Annotated in this window: 15 protein-coding genes and 3 pseudogenes; 7 read left to right on the forward strand and 11 right to left on the reverse strand. The window is 70.2% G+C overall.

The genetic code is table 11. From position 1 onward, the window contains the following. Positions 1-32 precede the first annotated feature (32 nt). The 6 genes and pseudogenes from ABZ471_RS30315 to ABZ471_RS30340 form a co-directional block, all read right to left on the reverse strand. Positions 33-665, reverse strand: a complete 633-nt coding sequence (locus tag ABZ471_RS30315; protein WP_359070811.1) for a LysE family translocator — start codon at positions 663-665, stop codon at positions 33-35. Continuing rightward, the gene (locus ABZ471_RS30320; RefSeq protein ID WP_359070812.1) at positions 659-1,414 is read right to left on the reverse strand and encodes an alpha/beta fold hydrolase; all 756 of its coding nucleotides are present in this window, start codon (positions 1,412-1,414) and stop codon (positions 659-661) included. Before ABZ471_RS30320 ends, ABZ471_RS30315 begins: the two co-directional genes overlap by 7 nt. 5 nt (positions 1,415-1,419) lie before the next feature. Further along, positions 1,420-1,689, reverse strand: coding sequence for an acyl carrier protein (locus ABZ471_RS30325; RefSeq protein ID WP_359070814.1), 270 nt, complete (start codon positions 1,687-1,689; stop codon positions 1,420-1,422). A gap of 6 nt (positions 1,690-1,695) precedes the next feature. After that, on the reverse strand, positions 1,696-6,093 hold the full coding sequence (locus tag ABZ471_RS30330) for an amino acid adenylation domain-containing protein (protein ID WP_359070815.1): 4,398 nt from the start codon (positions 6,091-6,093) through the stop codon (positions 1,696-1,698). Positions 6,094-6,198: 105 nt separating this feature from the next. Further along, positions 6,199-6,690, reverse strand: a complete 492-nt coding sequence (locus tag ABZ471_RS30335; protein WP_359070817.1) for a hypothetical protein — start codon at positions 6,688-6,690, stop codon at positions 6,199-6,201. 449 nt (positions 6,691-7,139) lie between these two features. Then, positions 7,140-7,290, reverse strand: a pseudogene (locus tag ABZ471_RS30340) (uroporphyrinogen-III synthase); the annotation flags it as partial. Between ABZ471_RS30340 and ABZ471_RS30345 the strand changes: the two are divergent. Together ABZ471_RS30345 and ABZ471_RS30350 are read left to right on the forward strand one after the other, a co-directional pair. Further along, complete coding sequence (locus ABZ471_RS30345; protein WP_359070877.1) at positions 7,258-7,446, forward strand: hypothetical protein; 189 nt, start codon at positions 7,258-7,260, stop codon at positions 7,444-7,446. The pseudogene ABZ471_RS30340 and the gene ABZ471_RS30345 sit on opposite strands and share 33 nt — an antisense overlap. Before the next feature lie 84 nt (positions 7,447-7,530). Continuing rightward, positions 7,531-8,175, forward strand: coding sequence for a DUF6461 domain-containing protein (locus ABZ471_RS30350; RefSeq protein ID WP_359070819.1), 645 nt, complete (start codon positions 7,531-7,533; stop codon positions 8,173-8,175). Between the two features lie 42 nt (positions 8,176-8,217). Here ABZ471_RS30350 and ABZ471_RS30355 read toward each other — a convergent pair whose 3' ends face one another. After that, complete coding sequence (locus tag ABZ471_RS30355; protein ID WP_359070820.1) at positions 8,218-8,613, reverse strand: DUF5959 family protein; 396 nt, start codon at positions 8,611-8,613, stop codon at positions 8,218-8,220. 198 nt (positions 8,614-8,811) lie between these two features. Beyond that, a complete protein-coding gene (locus ABZ471_RS30360) occupies positions 8,812-9,201 on the reverse strand; it encodes a hypothetical protein (protein WP_037743720.1) in 390 nt (129 codons plus the stop codon). A gap of 69 nt (positions 9,202-9,270) precedes the next feature. Here ABZ471_RS30360 and ABZ471_RS30365 point away from each other — a divergent pair. Next, positions 9,271-9,426: pseudogene (locus tag ABZ471_RS30365) on the forward strand (IS982 family transposase); the annotation flags it as partial. Positions 9,427-9,556: 130 nt separating this feature from the next. Here the strand turns inward: ABZ471_RS30365 and ABZ471_RS30370 are convergent. After that, on the reverse strand, positions 9,557-10,543 hold the full coding sequence (locus ABZ471_RS30370) for a L,D-transpeptidase (RefSeq protein WP_359070822.1): 987 nt from the start codon (positions 10,541-10,543) through the stop codon (positions 9,557-9,559). A 200-nt stretch (positions 10,544-10,743) separates the two neighbouring features. On the opposite strand from ABZ471_RS30370, the gene ABZ471_RS30375 reads away from it, so the two are divergent. The 4 genes and pseudogenes from ABZ471_RS30375 to ABZ471_RS30390 form a co-directional block, all read left to right on the forward strand. Next, complete coding sequence (locus ABZ471_RS30375; RefSeq protein ID WP_359070824.1) at positions 10,744-11,037, forward strand: hypothetical protein; 294 nt, start codon at positions 10,744-10,746, stop codon at positions 11,035-11,037. Positions 11,038-11,260: 223 nt separating this feature from the next. After that, positions 11,261-12,166, forward strand: coding sequence for a peptidase (locus ABZ471_RS30380; RefSeq protein WP_359070826.1), 906 nt, complete (start codon positions 11,261-11,263; stop codon positions 12,164-12,166). 368 nt (positions 12,167-12,534) lie between these two features. Further along, positions 12,535-13,986: an amidase gene (locus ABZ471_RS30385; protein WP_359070827.1), complete on the forward strand. Its 1,452-nt coding sequence runs from the start codon at positions 12,535-12,537 to the stop codon at positions 13,984-13,986. 196 nt (positions 13,987-14,182) lie between these two features. Then, positions 14,183-14,414, forward strand: a pseudogene (locus tag ABZ471_RS30390) (ATP-binding protein); the annotation flags it as partial. Between the two features lie 58 nt (positions 14,415-14,472). Here the strand turns inward: ABZ471_RS30390 and ABZ471_RS30395 are convergent. Both ABZ471_RS30395 and ABZ471_RS30400 read right to left on the reverse strand, forming a co-directional pair. After that, positions 14,473-15,117, reverse strand: coding sequence for an HAD family phosphatase (locus ABZ471_RS30395; protein ID WP_359070828.1), 645 nt, complete (start codon positions 15,115-15,117; stop codon positions 14,473-14,475). An 836-nt stretch (positions 15,118-15,953) separates the two neighbouring features. Next, the gene (locus tag ABZ471_RS30400; protein WP_359070875.1) at positions 15,954-16,457 is read right to left on the reverse strand and encodes a S8 family serine peptidase; all 504 of its coding nucleotides are present in this window, start codon (positions 16,455-16,457) and stop codon (positions 15,954-15,956) included. Between the last annotated feature and the right edge of the window lie 343 nt (positions 16,458-16,800).

Genomic DNA, 16,800 nt, shown 5'->3' on the forward strand with positions numbered 1-16,800 from the left:
GTGTCCGGTTCAGGCCCCGGCGCCCGGTCGGATCAGGGCGACTCGAAGGCCAGCCGGGCTGCGAAACCGATCAGCAGCAGCCCCGTGACCTGCTCGATGCGGGCCCGCACCCGAGGTCGGCGCAGCACTCTGCCGAGCCGGTCCACAGTGGACACGTACAGGCTGAACCAGAGCACGTACAGGACCGCGAACACCACCGAGAGCAGCAGAGCCCGGGGCAGCACGCTGCCCTGGGACGGCAGGAACTGCGGCAGGAAGGTGACGAAGAACAGCGCCACCTTCGGGTTGAGCGCGTTGGACAGGAAACCCTGGCGCAGCATCCGGCCGCCCTCGCCCGCACCGGGCGCCTGGTCGTCCATGGCGTCGTCGTCCCGCGGGCCCTCCTGCAGGGTGCGACGGGAGCCGCGCAGGGTCGCGATGCCCATCCACACCAGGTAGGCCCCTCCCACCACCTTCAGTACGGTGAAGGCGGTGGTGGAGGCCAGCAGCAGGGCCGAGACGCCGAGCGCGGCCGCGGAGACATGGACACTCAGGCCGAGCACCCCGCCGAGCATGGTCAGCAGCCCAGCCCTGCGCCCGCCGGCCAGCGCGTTCCGGGTCATCAGAGCCTGGTCGGGACCAGGGATCACGATGAGGACCAGGCAGGCCGCGGCGAAGGTCAGCACGTCGTGCTCCGCTCCCCGGCACGGACCGTGGCGAGGGCCGCGGACAGCGCCCGCTGGACGGGCACCGGCCCCTCGCGCAGGTAGAAGTGCCCGCCGGGAAAGCGGCGGACGGTCGCCCCGGCCGAGGTGTGCTCGCTCCAGGCCTCGAGTTCGTCCGCCGTGATCCGGTCGTCCTCGCCGCCGAACACGGTGAGCGGCACCGGGAGCGGTTCCCCGGCGTGCCAGACGTACGTCTCCAGGATCCGGTAGTCCGCGCGCAGCGCGCTCGCGGCGAGCCCGCGCAGCTCGGCCGAGGCGAGCACCTCGTCCGGCAGCCCGCCGTGCAGGCGGGCGACCGTGTCGAGCAACTCGTCGTCGGGCAGCCGGTGGATCTGCGTGACCGGATGCGGCAGGTGCGGCGCCCGGAAGCCCGACACGACCAGCCGGGCCGGAAGCGGACGTCCGGCGGCCGCCAGGGCGCGCGTGATCTCGTAGGCGAACAGCGCGCCCAGGCTGTGTCCGAAGAAGACGAACCGGCCGGCCGGGAGAGGCGCTTCGGCGACGAACGCCTCGACCAGCTCCCGCATCGTGCCGGGCGCGGCCTCGTGCAGCCGCGGGACGCGGCCCGGCAGCTGCACCGCGTGCACCCGCGCTGTCCGCAGGTCGCGGGACCAGCGCAGGTACTCGGCGGCCGAACCGCCCCCGTGCGGGAAGCAGTACAGGTCACAGGCAGCGGCGCGGGGTGCCGCGCTGAGCAGCCAGTTGGGCACGGGACTCACACTCCCGCCGGCTGCCGTGCGGTCAGATGGCGGGCCAGGGCCTCCACCGTGAAGTTGTCGAAGACCTCCCTGGGCCGCAGCGGGACGCCCAGTTCGTCGCGGGCCTTGGCACAGACGACCAGGGTGGTGGCCGAGTCCACGCCGAGCAGGTCCAGCCCGGTGGCCGGGTCGATCTGGTCAGGGGTCACGTCGAGCAGTTCGGCGAGAAAGCCGGTCAGCCAGTCGACGACGGGGACAGGGGTGTGCGCGATAGCCGTGTTGCTCACTGTTCCTCACCTTTCCTCGGTGATGGGCGCCGACGGGCCGAGAAGCTGCTCGAGATGTCCGTCGAGCGCTTCGACCGTGGTGTACTCCAGGACTGTGCGGACCGGCACGTCGATCCCGAACGCCGACTGGAGCTGGGCCGCCAGGCGCGCGGCGAGCAGGGAGTCGCCGCCCAGGTCCAGGAAGTCGTCGGCCAGGTCGATCTGGTTCAGGCCGAGCACCTCCTTCCAGATGTCGACGAGCTTGCGCTGCCGATCCGTACGCGGCGGCCGGGCCGGCCTGCCCCGTCCGCTGCCGCGCCGGCCGGCCTGGGCGAGCGCTGCGCGGTCCACCTTGCCGGTGGGGCTGAGCGGCAGCTCGTCCAGCGCGTACAGCTGGGCGGGCACCATGTGCCGGGCGAGTCGCTCGGCGACGAAGGAGCGCAGCTCCTCCGGGGCGAACCGGCGCCGCACTGCGGGTCCTCGGGCGATCAGCACGTCGAAGCCGACCGACGCGGGCCCGCCCGAGGTGGTGAGGAGCGCCGACTCCGTGAATCCGGCGGCGGTCAGCTCCTGCTGCCACTGCGCGCGGTCCAGCAGGCAGTGCGTACTGCGCAGGTCGGTGTCCTCGAAGTTGTCGAACCCCTGCTGGAGGCCCATGACCAGGTCGAACCACGGGTGGAAGGTGGTCTGTTCGACGAGCAGCAGGACGCCGCCGGGGGCGAGCACGGAGCGCAGGGCGGCCAGCGTCCGCCGTACCTGCCGCATGTCGTGCAGGACGCTCGCGGCGATGACGAGGTCCGCCGACTGGCCTTCGAAGCCCTGGGCGGCCGGCGGCCGGTCGAGGTCGAACAGGTCGCAGCGGAGGAACGGGTACGCGGCGAACTCGTTCTCCGCGCGGTCGAGGAAGTAGCGGGAGACATCTGTGAAGACGTACTCCGTGCGGTCGGCGGGCAGCAGGGGCAGCAGGTGCCGGGTGAGCGAGCCGTAGCCGGCGCCGACCTCCAGGACGTTCAGCGGCCGGTCGGCGGGCCAGCTCTCGGTCAGCTCACGCACCGCGGTGGTTGCGGCGGCGTACGTCGGGCCGAAGAGCCGGGCGTAGACGCCCGGGGTGCGGTCGGAGGCGTACAGCTCGGCGGAGTGGACGCTCTGCGTCAGCACGCCCGCCAGGTTCCCGGCGAGGCCGAGCATCCAGTCGGTGACGTCCTCCGGGACGTCCAGCAGCTGTCCGAGGGCATGGCGGGCGCGCTCGCACAGCGCCTCCGGGAGTCCGTCGGGCAGTTCGCGGGCCACCTCCAGGCCCTCGGCGGTGCGCCGCAGGTGCCCCGACTCCTCCAGGGCGGCCACGGCACGGGCCAGCCATCGCCCGTAGCGGGGGGCCACCCCGGCGCCGCGCAGGGCCGCCGGATCGAAGTGCTCGCCCGGCAGGTGGGGCAGGCCGAAGGCGCGGAAGGCGCTCGCGGTGGCGATGGTGTACACCTCGTTGAGCGCATCCCAGACGATGCGCAACTCCTCGGGCGAGGGACCCTCGGCGGGCCTGCCGGCGGTGCCGGCGAGCGCCTGCCACTGCGCCGCGCGCAGCGTTTCGTCGGCCCGCTCCGTCACGAACAGCCTGTCGTCGTCACGGGTCGGCACGACGTACCCCAGCAGGCGGGCGGCGCCGTCCTGGTCGGCGGACTTCACCACGACCGCGCTGTCCACACCCGGATGCGCGGTGAGCGTCGCCTCGATCTCGCCGAGCTCCACCCGGTGCCCGTTGATCTTCACCTGGCCGTCCCGGCGGCCCAGGAACTCGATGGTGCCGTCGGGCCGGTAGCGCCCGAAGTCGCCGGTGCGGTACAGGCGTTCGCCGGTGCGCGGGTGCGTCACGAAGGCCGCCGCGGTGCGCTCCTCGTCGGCCCAGTAGCCGCGGGCCAGGCCCACCCCGCCGATGTACAGCTCGCCCGGGGTCCACACCGGGCACGGGTCCATGCGGGCGTCGAGCACGTGGAAGGTCTGGTTGCGCAGCGGAACGCCGTACGGAACGCTCTTCGCGCCCCGCTCCACCTCGTCGACGACGTGGTGGATGGACCAGATCGAGGCCTCGGTCGCGCCGCCCAGAGAGATGATCTCCGCCTCGGGCCACAGGCCGCGGATCCGGTCGGGCAGGTCTACGGGGATCCAGTCGCCGCTGAGCATGACCAGCCGCAGCCGCTCGGGCAGCGCGCCGCCCGCCTCCAGGTGCTCCACGAGCATTTGCATCTGTGCCGGGACGGAGTTCCATACCGTCACGCCGTACTCGCTCATCAGCTTGGCCCAGTGCGCCGGCTCCGAGCGCAGCTCCGGATCGGGCAGGACCAGGGCGGCGCCGGCGGCGAGTGCGCCGAAGGCGTCGTACACCGACAGGTCGAAGCCGAGTTCGGCGAGGCCGAAGACCCGGTCCTCGGGTCCGACACCGAACCGCTCGTTGATGTCGACGACGGTGTTGAGGGCCGCGTGGTGCTCGATCATCACGCCCTTCGGAGTACCGGTCGAGCCCGAGGTGTACAGCACATACGCCAGGTCGCCCGGATCGGCGGGGCCGCCCGGCCGGCGCCCGGCCTCCGTGTCCCCTGCACGCACCTGGTCGACGAGGACGCGCGGCAGGTCCTCGGGCCAGCCCAGCCCGTCGGTTCCGGCATCGGTGAGCACCGCGAGGGCTCGGCCGTCCCGCAGCAGGTCGGCCCGACGCCGCTCGGGCAGGGCCGGGCTGACGGGCAGGTAGGCGCTGCCGGCCATCATCACGCCGTACGCGGCGGCGATCTGGTCGGCGCCCTTGTGCAGGCCGATGCCCACCAGGCGGTCGCGCAGGCCGTCCGTGCCGAGTGCGGCGACCTCGCGGCCCACCGCCTGGGCCTGGGCGGCGAGTTCTCCGTAGGTCAGGACGTGGTTCCCGGCCAGCACGGCGGTCCGTTCCGGGTGCCGGGCGGCCTGGTCGAGGAACGGCTCGTGCAGCAGGCCGGAGGGGCGCTCGCCGCTCGTGTCGTTGGCGCGTTCGCGGGCGGCGAGCTGATGCGGGGGCAGCTCGACGGTGATCTCCTCGTCCCACATCGAGTCGTCGTCGGCGAGCCGGGTGACCAGGGAGGTGTAGGCGGCGAACATGTCGTCGAGCAGGCCCTCGGGGAAGAGTTCCTCCACGCAGTCCCAGGTCAGGTCGAGAGAGCCGGTGATGTCGACGACCTGGTGGTCGAACCACACCTGCGGGGTCTGACTCACGCGGTAGGTGATGTCACCGAAGTAGCTCAGGGATGCGGAGACGTCGGCGGCGGTGCCCAGGCCGCTGGTGAAGACCACGGGCATCGTCTCGAAGCCGCTCTGCAGACCCAGACGGCGGCGTTCGCGCAGCGCCTCCAGGGCGCTGACCTGCCGGTGCCTCAGGTCCTGCTGGAGCTGCGCCTGGGTGGCCTCCACCCGCTCGGTGAGCGTACGGCCCGTCGAGGCGTCCGTCTCCATGAGGCAGATAGACGTGAAGTCTCCGACCATCCGGCGCAGATGGGGGTGGACGGTTCGTTTGCCGTTCCCGGCGTCGGCGAGCAGCAGGGGCAGCCGGTTGAAGAGGGTGAGGTTGAGGGTGAAGCGGCGGGAGCCGCCCCATACGGCGAGAACCTCCGAGAAGAGGGCCGCCAGCACAGCGGTGGGGGTCAGCCCCCGGTCCTCGCACCGCCCTTGCAGCGTCTTCCACTTGTCCTCGGGCAGGTGGAACTCACGGTGCGTGAAGCGCGGCTGGTGCACACTCACCGGTGACTTGGCCAGCGGGAGTTCGGGGGGCGGGGCGAGGGTAGCGGCCCGCGACGTCCAGTAGGCGAGCGCCTTCTGGTAGCGGGGGGCCTGCGATCCCCGCTCCAGTTCCAGGGCATAGTCGCGGAAGGTGACGTCCACCGGCGGCAGTTCCAGGCCGGGGTCCTGGCACAGTGCGCTCCACTCGCTGAACAGCAGGGTGAGGCTGGCCAGGTCGACCATCAGCAGGTCGACACTGACGTGCAGGCGGTCGTGGTCGGGCAGCCGGCTCAGGCGGAGGTCGAACAGCGGCCAGTCGGCCGCCGTGTACACCCGGTGCGACATCTCCTCCCGCACGGCGAGCAGCGTGCGCTCCCTGTCCTCCTCGGAGGCGGAGCGCAGGTCGGTACATCGGACCTCGAACGCGGGGACGGTCTCGAGCACCTGCTGGCGTCCGTCGGGGCCGACGACCGCGCGCAGCATGTCGTGCCGCTCCACCAGCCGGCGCCAGGCCTCGGACAGCAGGCCGGGGTCGAGGCGGCGGCCCTCCAGTTCGAAGTAGGCATGCGGGGCCACGTTGCCCAGCACGAAGTTGGGGCCCCGGCCGACCCAGTACGCGTACTGGATCTCGGTCAGCGGGAACGGCTCGAACCGCTCCGCTCCGGGGGCATTCGTTGCGTTTCGGACCTTCATAACGCTCCTGTCTCTCCGTCGGACACAGATGGGGCGTGCCGGAACCGGCACGGTGGATGGGTGGAGGGTGGGACGAGGGGGTGGTGCGCGAGGTGCGCTGCGGAGCTACCGCGGGAGCGCGGCAGCCCCGGCGACCTGTCGCCGAACCTGTCTGCAGGTCAGCGGGCCGGGCGGGGTGCCCGGCAGGGCGTGGCCCGGCGCGAGTGCGGGCCGGACGGCCGTGGCACTGGCGGAGGCCGGTCCGACGCCGATCGAGGGCCCGGCGAACCCGCCGGCGCCCGTCGTCGAGTCGGCCGTGGCGGCGGCCCGGGTGGGCTCACTCCCGGGCGCCATGGAGATCGGCCAGGGGTGGAACGAGCCCGAGGAGGCGCATGCGCCCAGCGCGAGCAGCGCGGCGCACAGCAGCAGTCCCGCCGGGCGGGGGCCGTACGTGGCCAGGGCGAACAGCCCGGCGACGACGTACGACGCCGCCCACGGGCCGACCGCACCGCGCATCCGCGTCAGCGGGGCGCTCACCAGTGGCGCGGTCGTGTCGAACCGGCCGAAGGCGAACAGGGCCGCGGTCGAGCGGCGCCGGCCGCAACAGGAGGGCGACATACCCTGGGCGTCAGTGCCTCGCGGAGCAAGAAGCCAGGTGGACGAGTCCCTTTGGAATAACCTGCGCACTCAAAATAGCCCCCGTACGAATTCGGCGATGCAATCGAGCAAAGTGAATCCACACCCGTCGAAGATCGTCAACCGACTTGGATGAACTCCAGCCGCGCCGTTGGCTCAATCGCGCAACACCCGAAACTGGACATGTCCGTCTTGCTCTTGATTCCGGTACCGTCGCCGGACGGCTACCCTTCAGGATCTTGCTTCGGTGCGGTTCCTTGATCATCAAGGATCTTCACCCCGAACACTCGGCGGGGCGTCGCGGCAGTTGGTCATTCCGCTTCTGCACGGCTCCCCAGGAGCGGCCGCGTTCCTTGGGGTGGCCTTTGCCTGCCAGCTGGCCGTAAACAGCCTGCTGGAGCCGCGGCCAAGCCCTCACCTCACGCGTCCGCTTACTTCGCGTCCGCGGCCGGGTCCAGCACCGGCCGGCAGCCCCGCTTGACCATGGTCCGGATCAACTCCGGCGCCCCAAGACCCTTACGGAGGCGGGGCCATGGAGGTCTCCACCGCATGTTCGTCGCGCCCGCGCCCGGCAACGGTCCGTCGGGCGAGCTCGAGGACGCCGTCTTCGCCGACGTCGACTCGGGCTTCTCGGGCGAGTACCGGCTGCTGAACAAGGACTCGTACCGGGTGGACTTCCCGCAGTTCGCACACTGTGCCGCACAGGCGACCGTGGCCTGCACGGCTCCCAAGCCCTGACCGGCTACTGACAACTGGTGGGGCTCAGCACGAGATCTACGCTGCCCCACCAGCCCTACGTTACGAACGGAAGGGAAGCCGGCAGTGTCCGAAAATCTTGCCTGGATCGCCGACGCCTGGGGCGGCACCAACCTGAACGCCAGCGACCTGTACATCACCTGTGCCCGCGGCCTCAGCCTCCAGCAGCTCGCAGAACGCATGTCCGACCATGAACCTGTCGAGATCGGCGCTGCCCTCACCGGCAAGGAAGCATCCGCCTTTGTCGACCTCTCGCAGATCAACTGCGTCGGCCGCCTCGGCCATAGCGGCGACTGGTCGTTCATCGTGGAGTCCGGAGGCAGCGAGGGTTGGGCTCTGGACCCGGCAGTCTCCCGAGACGGTGCCGAGGTAGTGATCTTCGACCCGCGGCCGGACGACCCGCCCTCCCTCTTCCGATACCTCGCCGACGGTCAAGTACAGCTGCACTTCGAGCTGGGCGCCGACTACCACCCCAGCGGCGCCCAACCCGACCTGCTACGCCCGGCGCTGGAAGCCGCAGGGGTCGTCGCGCCGGAAGGCTCCATCGATGACCTGCTCGGCGACGACGAGGAACTGTCGCCTCTCGAAGCCAAGCGCAAGACCCTTCAGGTCATCGGTGAGCATTTCGGACTGGCCCTGTCACGGCAGGTGCTCGAGAGCGGGCAGCTTCCTTCCGCGGTCACCCGCACCTCGCCTCCCTCATCCTGGTGACCACCCTTGTGTGGACTCATCTGCTGGCGACGGCTTGTCTGCCTACGCTGACAGCATCGGAACCCAGTGATTCATCACCTGGTGCAGACGCTGTCGGTGATCGGCAACCCAGTCGTCCGGCAGGGCGATCGGCACGCGCACGCTCACCCGCCCGTGCGCAGGAACTGGGCCGCCCCCGAAGGCGTCGACCCGGCAAGCGCGACCGAGCGACAGCTGGCGCTGCTGGACGAATTCACGGCCGGGACCCGCGCTGTGGCTCTCGCGCGCGACTGGAGGGAAGCCGTCTGTCTCCGTCAGAAGCTCACGCAAGGACTCGGGGAGCGGCTGGCCAAGCTGCTCCTCGATCGCGGCCGGGGCGTCGACGGCTGCGCACCCCGGCCCGCGATGAAATCTTCGTTTGGGATCACGAAACCGACAGTCGCACCTGGATTGAGTCATCGCTCGAGAACTACCTACGCAACACGCTCGGCGGCAACGGCGAAGACTGGTACCGCACTCTGTGATCAGTGTCTGCGGTCTAGATGAGCAATTCCAAGTGATGCCTGCGGAGGGTGTGGGGTGGGCGGCGGCCGAAGCCACCGCGAGACGGTCAGGCGGCGGGCTGCCGGCCCTGGTTGTCGAGGTGGCAGCGGGCGGTCAGGCGTCAGGGTCGACTTCGGGGTGCGTGAACCGCACGGGCTTGCCCAGCGACCGGGCGTAGGCGATTTCGGCTCGGGTGCTGTCTCCGATGTAGTCGCCGACTACGAGCACCTCATCAGCGAGCCGGATCTTCGCCCGGTGCAGATCGTCGAGTCGAACCTTCAGCGCCTCGGCCTCGACAGGATCGGACCAAAGTTCGTGCGGCGACTTCATGTCACAGCCCGGTTTGACGACAATCTTTCCGGCTTTGGTCTCCCGCAGATCGGCCTCGTTCATCTCGGTCATGAAGCGGGTGGAGCCGCAGATCACGACGATACGCGGGAGGCTCAACAGCTTCTTCGCGTCGGCGAGCTTCTCCTCGGGGGTGAGCAGTTGCGGGTATGACACTGGTTCCTCCCGGTGGTGTGGTCCAAGGGTGCCTGCGGAGACGAGAACGAGGGTGTCCAAGATCGTTTTGTGACGAACGACGTGGACACCCTCGCGACAGCACTCTGTGCGACGACTGACGACACGCTGAAGGAGCATCCCGACCTGGCGCCGTGGCGTCCGCCGGTCGGCATGACGCCCCGCCTGAGCGATGCCGAACTGGTCACCCTCGCCACGATGCAGGCGACACAGGTCCAGGAAGCAGAGAACCGCACACGGGGCTCACCAGGCTTTCCGATCAGCCCGAAGGGCGAGTACGACGGTGGCGTCGCGGTCAACATCATTGAGTGCTGACCGGCGACGCCACCGCAGCGCATCACAGCGTCGACGTCGTTCCCTCACCGGACGCGCTGCCCGCGAGCCACTGGTCCCAGCCCAGGTTGAAGGCGGCGTAGCCGTTGTCGGCCGGGGCCTTGGCACGGGGCGAGCCGGTGACGGTGACGGGATCGCCCTGCTTGACCTGGCCGTAGAACCACTTGGCGTCCGACATGGACAGGTGGACGCAGCCGTGCGAGCCGCGGGCGCTGCCACTGCCCGGATTGGGGTCGCCGGTCGAGTAGTGCACGTACGTGCCGGACTGGGTCAGGTGGACGTCCCAGGGCAGCGTCAGGTCGTAGTAGTTGGGGCTGCCCTTGTCGCAGCTGATGCCGACGCTGCAGGAGGTCATGTGGACCTTCTCCTGCTTGTCGATGACGGCCATGGTGCCGTTCCACGTCGGATACTGAGCGCTGCCCGCATTGATCGACAGGGTGCGCACCACGTTGCCGTTCCGGGTCACCTTCATGGTGTGGCCGGTCACGGAGACATCCGCGCGCACATCGTCGCCGATCTTGAAGGTGTGCGTGTAGGTGCGCACGCCGTAGCGTCCGCTACCGTTGCTGACGCCCTTCATGTCAGCGTCGATCTTCACCGTCGTGCCGGAGGGCCAGTAAGTCTTCGGTCGCCAGTCGGCGCGCTTGTCGCCGAACCAGTGCCAGGCGCCGGCCACCGGCTGCGAGGCGCTCACCTTCATGTGCTTCTCCACCGTGGCCCGTGCCTTTGCCGCCACCGGGTTCGTGAAGACCACCGAGATCGGCATGGCCACGCCGACCGTGGTTCCCGTCTGGGGGGTGATCGTCTCCAGCAGCATCGGCGGGCCCGCGGGCTTCGTCGGTGACGGAGAGGCGCTCGCGCTCGGCTTGCCCGACGCCTTTGCGTCGTCCCCGCTCGCCTTGTTACTGCCGACCCCGCCGCAGGCACTTGCGCCCACCAGCAGCACACCTGTGACGAGTGCGATCCCTATGCCGCCCTTGCGCCGTCCCACGACCTGCCCCGCTCTCTCGCCCTTCGGCCCTGACGGGCCCGACTCCCTGTCAGACAGCGACGGAGTGGGTCGCAGTTGCATGCGTCGTGTAAAACGTGTCCCAAAACTCGGTGCGCACCGCCGGATCGGGGACGATGAGGGGCGCGACATCCTGCCTGCTGACTTCGCTCGATCCCGGCCGTGGTGTCCGCGCAGGACCCGTGCGCACTCCAGTTGCGACGTGGACGGTGAAGTCGGCGCCGCGCCGCCGGGACTACATCACCCTGCAATCCCGGCGGATCAAGACGCTCACCGCGACCAAGATCGAGCAGGCCGTCGACGGCCTGCTGGCGGGCGAATGGGCGGACAAGACGGCGAGGATCCACTTCGCCACCTCGCTCGACTCGCAGGACACCAAGCCGGACACGACAATCCGCGAGCAGACCGGGCGGCTCGCCACAATCAAGATCACCTTCGTTTCCCCGGAGATGTACAGGAGGCCTCCGACCTGCTGAAAGGTCAGTCCAAACATCGTCGATGACTTCTCTGGCCGGGGTGGGTGATGATCCCTGGCTGATGGCCAACGGCCGCCTCATCTCGTGGGGTTAAGGCACGACGAAGGGAACGAGCCTTTCGATGGCCGCGGCAGCGAAAGATTCAGACGGCGGATGCACCCCACCGGCCGGAATCACATCCTTCCGGGTGATCGCCCGATCCCGATCATCCGAGAGGACGCCCATGTCACCTAGCCCGTCCCGAGGAGCGCGCCGCACCGTCTCCGGTCTCGCCACCGCCCTGCTGGCCCTGGCCGGCCCCCTGGCGACCCCGGCCTTACCCGCGGCGGCCGCCGCCGGAACCGGGCAGGTCAGTACGGTCACCTATACGACGGCGGAGCAGGTCGCCGCCCTCTCGTACTGGACGCCCGCACGCATAAAGCAGGTCGGTCGCAGCGTCGACCTGGGGCCGACCGGACCGCTGAGCAAGCCCTGGACCGGCAAGGGCATCCCCAGCATCGGCCGGCTCTTCTTCGTCAACTCAAGGGGACAGGACACCTGGTGCACAGCCAGTGCCGTCACCAGCCGTAACCGCTCAGTGATCACGGCTGCCGCCCACTGCGCGCGCCTTGGCTCCTCGCCCGTCAACACCTACAGCGACATCGTGTTCGTCCCCGGCTACGCCAAGGGTAAGGCGCCGTACGGCCGCTATGCCGTCAAGGCGACCATGACACCGCGCTCCTGGGCCGAGGACACCGTCAATGACGTAGCGGCGATGGTCGTCGCGACCCCGGCCAGGGGGAAGCGGCTCACCGACGCGGTGGGAGCGCAGGACATCGCCTTCGGCCGCCCGGCCGGTGAGCGGGTCACCGCCTTCGGCTATCCGGCGACCACTCCTCAGCGGGGCGAGGAGCTGCTGTACTGCGCCGGTACCTCTCAGCGCGCTCCCGAGGGCGAGCAGCGCGTCCCGTGCGACCTCGGCGGCGGTGCGAGCGGTGGTCCCTGGCTCGCCGGCTTCAACTCCGCCACCGGCAAGGGCACCGTGGTCTCGGTCAACAGCCACGGCGAGGGCGACGGCGGCACCCCGATGTACGGGCCGACGCTCGACAAGACCGCGCAGGCCGTCTATGACGCCGCCCAGCGCGGCTGAGCGCTGGGGCTCCGGCCGGAGGAGTGCCCTCTCGGGGGCCGGAGACTGTCGGCGGCGCGGTGCCGAGATGCGATGCCATGTCCAGCTCGAACCTGCCGTACCGGTTCACGTGGGTCCAGAACAGAACGCCGTCCTTGCCGTAGAACAGGTCATGGTTGGCGCTGTTCCAGTTCTCCACCGCCTGGAGGCCGTCGCTGATCTCCCGGCGCGGTTCGCCATCGCCATCGCCATCGCCATCGCCATCGCCAGTGCCAGCGGCCGGGCGAATGCCCGTGGCCGCAGAGGAACACCATGAGTTTTGAGACGTCAATCCCGTTGCGCGAAGCGGTATTTCATGGCCTGTTCCAGAGGCCGGTACGGTCGGATTCATGGAGTGGAATTTACAGACGGCCGAAGAGTTGGCGGCCGCGTTGCGTGCCGGTGAAGTGACCTCGGCGGAACTGACCGACGAGGCGATTGCCCGTATCGAGCGGGACGACAAGGCCATCAACGCGATCTGTGTGCCGGACTTCGACCGCGCGCGGGCCGCCGCGCGCGGCGCCGACCAGGCGCTTGCCCGCGGCGAGGACCGGCCGCTGCTCGGCATTCCGGTGACGGTCAAAGAGTCCTACAACATCGCCGGGCTGCCCACGACCTGGGGCATGCCGCAACACCGGGACTATGTGCCGGCCGAGGACGCGGTACAGGTGTCGCGACTCAAGGCCGCCGGCGCGGTGGTGCTCGGCAAGACCAATGTGCCCTTGGGGCTGCAGGATATCCAGAGCTTCAACGAGATCTACGGCACCACCAACAACCCGTGGGACCACGGCCGCACGTCGGGCGGATCCTCCGGCGGATCAGCGGCGGCCCTGGCGTGCGGATTCGGCGCGTTGTCCATCGGCTCCGACATCGCCGGTTCATTGCGCACCCCCGCGCATTTCTGCGGTGTCTACGCACACAAGCCGACACTCGGGCTGGCGGCCAACCGCGGTATGGTCCCGCCGTCCGCACCGGCCTTGCCGGTCGACCTCGACCTCGCCGTCGTCGGTCCTATGGCGCGCACCGCCCGCGACCTCACGCTCCTGCTCGACGTCATGGCCGGACCGGATCCGTTGACGCTCGGCGTGGCGCACCACTTGAGGTTGCCGCCCGCGCGCCACGAACGGCTCCGCGACTTCCGGGTCTTGATCCTCGACGAACATCCGCTCATTCCAACCGGGTCGGCGGTGCGGGCGGGCGTGAACCGAGTCGCCGACGCGCTTGTCGACGGCGGCGCCCACGTCGAACGGCACAGTCCGCTGCTACCCGATCTGACCGAGGCCGGGACGCTCTACAGCCAGTTGCTGGTTTCGGGCTCCGTCGCACGTTTTCCCGTCGAACCGTACGATCGGCTGCGGACCCGCGCCGCCGGACTGAGCGCGGACGACCAGAGTCTCGACGCGGCACGGCTGCGCGCCATGGTGTTCAGCCACCGCGACTGGCTCCAGGCGAACAACCGCCGCGAACTGCACCGCCACGGCTGGCGGCAACTGTTCGCCGAGTTCGATGCCGTGGTGTGCCCGATCACGCCCACTCCCGCGTTCCCGCACGACCACAACCCCAATCCGCTGGAACGCCGGATCGACATCGACGGCGTCGAGTACCCGTACTTCGACCAGCTTGTCTGGGCCGGCCTGGCCACCATGCCCGGCCTGCCCGCCACCGCCATACCAGCGGGCCGGGCTTCCGATGGCCTGCCGGTGGGAGCGCAGCTCATCGGCCCGATGTTCGAGGACCGCACCCCGCTGCGGCTGGCCGAACTGCTCGAGCAGAAGATCGGCGGCTTCCAGGTGCCGAAGTAGGGCGTACTACCGGGTGTCCGTCGAGGACGAGGTGCGGACCACCGGGCACCTCCGAGGATGCCCCGGCCTTCAGGCCGGGGAGGAATCGATCCCTGCGGAGCAGGGCAGGGGCAGCCGAATCGCCGCCACCAGCTCGTCGGCCAGACTCTCCAGCGGCCGGCCGCCCCGCTCGGCCGGCAGCCTGTGCCCGACCCAACATATGGAGCTGGACCGGCACGGCGCCGAACTGCTGTTCCATGTCCTGACCGAGGAGGAACAGCGTCTCCATCGCCTCCGACACGTCGTTCGGATGGACGCAGTCCTTCACCGATCCCCGTCTCCGCACGGCCGACGTCGTCCGGCTCACCTTCAACGGCACCTTCATCGAGACCGGCAGCGACTCCTACCGCCTCGCCAGTACCCGAGCCCGCGCCGAACACGCCGAAGCCGGCTGGCCAACCCGCTCCATGTCTGGCCGGCAACCGCTGGAGACCGGCCAGGCCGACGTCAACCGAGCGGGACATGCCCTGGCACCAAGGGGCAGGTGTTTGTGTTCAGATGAGTTGCGATGCGTGTGATGGTCCCGGCGTTTCCCTCGAACAGATGCGCTTGCATGCCCGCCGCCTGAGCGGCCTCAACGTTGACCGCGACATCGTCGATGAAGAGACAGTTCTCCGGCCGCACGTCCAAGCCGGCGCAAGCAGCATCGAAGGCACGCAGGTCAGGCTTGCCGACACCGATCTCATGCGAGTAGACGATCTGTTCCACCAGTTCGTCGAAGTGGTACAGCGCCATCTCCCGCTCCCGGGCACCAACGAAGCTGTTGCTCAGGATGCCCAGCCTGCAGCTTCCTCGCAGCCCTCGTACATGGGTGATGAGTTCCTCGTTCGGCGTCCCCAGGTACTCCGCCCAGAGATCAGCCATGAAGGCTTCGACCTGGAGCGAGTCGAGACACAAGCGTGCCGCCACTTGGTCGTGCACCTCTCGTTCGCTGATGCTCCCGACGCTTCCAGCCCGCCACACGTCGTGCATCCGCTCATTCACAGTGCCCAGCGGCAGCTCCAGCCGTTCTTCCCACCGTTGCACCCATCCCGTTTTCGGCGTGATCTCCAGCACGCCGCCGATATCGAGAATGACGCAAGTCGCGGTCACGCGAATTCCCCACTTCGTCCTGCCTGGCAGGCGAGCACACACACCACCCGCTCATGTGATCGTTGGGAACACTGTTGTCCTTCCCGCTGGGGCAAGGTCAAGCGGGGGGAGAAGGTCACCGAGGCCCACACCGAAAGCGGCGAGGAGCCCCGCTGCCGCCTCTACACCGCCTGCACGCCCCCACCGTCTCGCCGCCCTCCCGGACACCGACCGCCGTGCCCGTCCGGGACCGGCAGCCGGCCGCGGACCCGGCCGCGCCCTTCCTCCTCCTGGAGTCAGGGGAGCGGGACATCCCGCGCGTGCCGTTGCGCCACGACCGCGCCGTCATTGCCGCCCGCGTCCTCACCGCCCGGCTGCGCACGCCCGCCGTACCGGCCGCCCCTGCACGGCCCGGCAGCGCACCAGCCGATCGCGCCCGAGCAGCTGACTCTCTCCGCCCAGGATCAGCGGCCTGCGGCGCAGGCCCGCTCGGCGGTCGACCTCGCGGCCCCGCGCACCGACCTGGCGGCGCTGAAGCTGACCGCCGAGCAGCTCAGCGACCTCGCCCGCGCCAGGCAGCGGCTCGGCGCGCTGAGGAAGGACGCCAACCGGCGTGCCCCGGCTGGACGGCACAGTGTCATTCGTCTTCGGTCATCCCGTCCGGAAGGGACTCTATGTGGGCCTTGGGGGCCGTCACAGAGCCCGTGAGGGCCTTGCGCTGAGCGCCCAAGGCCGCAACGCCGCCCCGTTCGAAGGCCCCAAGTGGCGCCGTGGACGGCTGCGCGGGCGCTCCCGGTTCCACGGCCCGCCGCCGGTCGCGGAGCGCGACGGAGGCGCGCGGGCCGAGGTCCCGGCGGTCAGCGGGCGCGGCGGCGCAGCAGGGCCCGGAGGGCGCCGCCGGCGAGGACAAGGGTGGCCGCCGTACCGATGGCGATGCCCGTCGGCGGCAGTCCGGAGCTCCCGGAGGAGCCGGCCGCGGCGGCCGGGGAAGTAGCGGCTGGCGAGGCCGGCTTGGCGCCCGTCTGTGAGGGCTTCGGAGCGGGGCCGTGGCTGGGCGAGCCGGGGAGCGGCTGGACGTATGCCGGCATGGTGTTCCGGTCGGCGGGGCCGGGCCGTCCCCGGCCGAGGACCAGGACCTGCCGGGCGCGGGCGAACCCGTAGCCGAGGTAGACGCTGAGGTTGTCGGCGGGCCAGGAGCGGCCCGCGGTGTCCTCCAGGACTCGCCAGACCTGCGCGGCCGTCCAGTCGCGGTGCTTGGACCACACCAGCGCTGCCTGGGCTGATACCAGGGCGGAGGCCGCTGCGGTGCCGCCGCCGTCCGTGCAGTAGCGGCGGAAGGTGGTGTCGCACCGACGGGGGATGTCGACGCCGGGGCGGAGATGTCGACCTCCTGGCCGTGCTGGGAGGTGGGGGCGACCGTGCCGGTGTGGTCGGCGGCGGCAATCCCGACGACCTCGTCGTAGGCCTCCGGATACTTGAGGCGCAACCGTACGCCGGGCTGGCCGGGGTCTCGGGTCGTTCGGTCCGCCGGTGCGATTCCCGATCGGGCGGCGAGTCCTGGACCGCGAACGCGGTTTCGTCATCAGCGGCCGCGACTTCCGCCACCGCCGGGCGGGTTTCACCCGGCCGAGAAGGGCCTCGGCCCGGGTTCTCAGGCGGCCAGGACGTCCCGCAGCTCCCGTACGGCGCGCTCGTTGTTGGTGC

The organism is Streptomyces sp. NPDC005728 (assembly GCF_040630895.1).
Classification (GTDB): domain Bacteria; phylum Actinomycetota; class Actinomycetes; order Streptomycetales; family Streptomycetaceae; genus Streptomyces.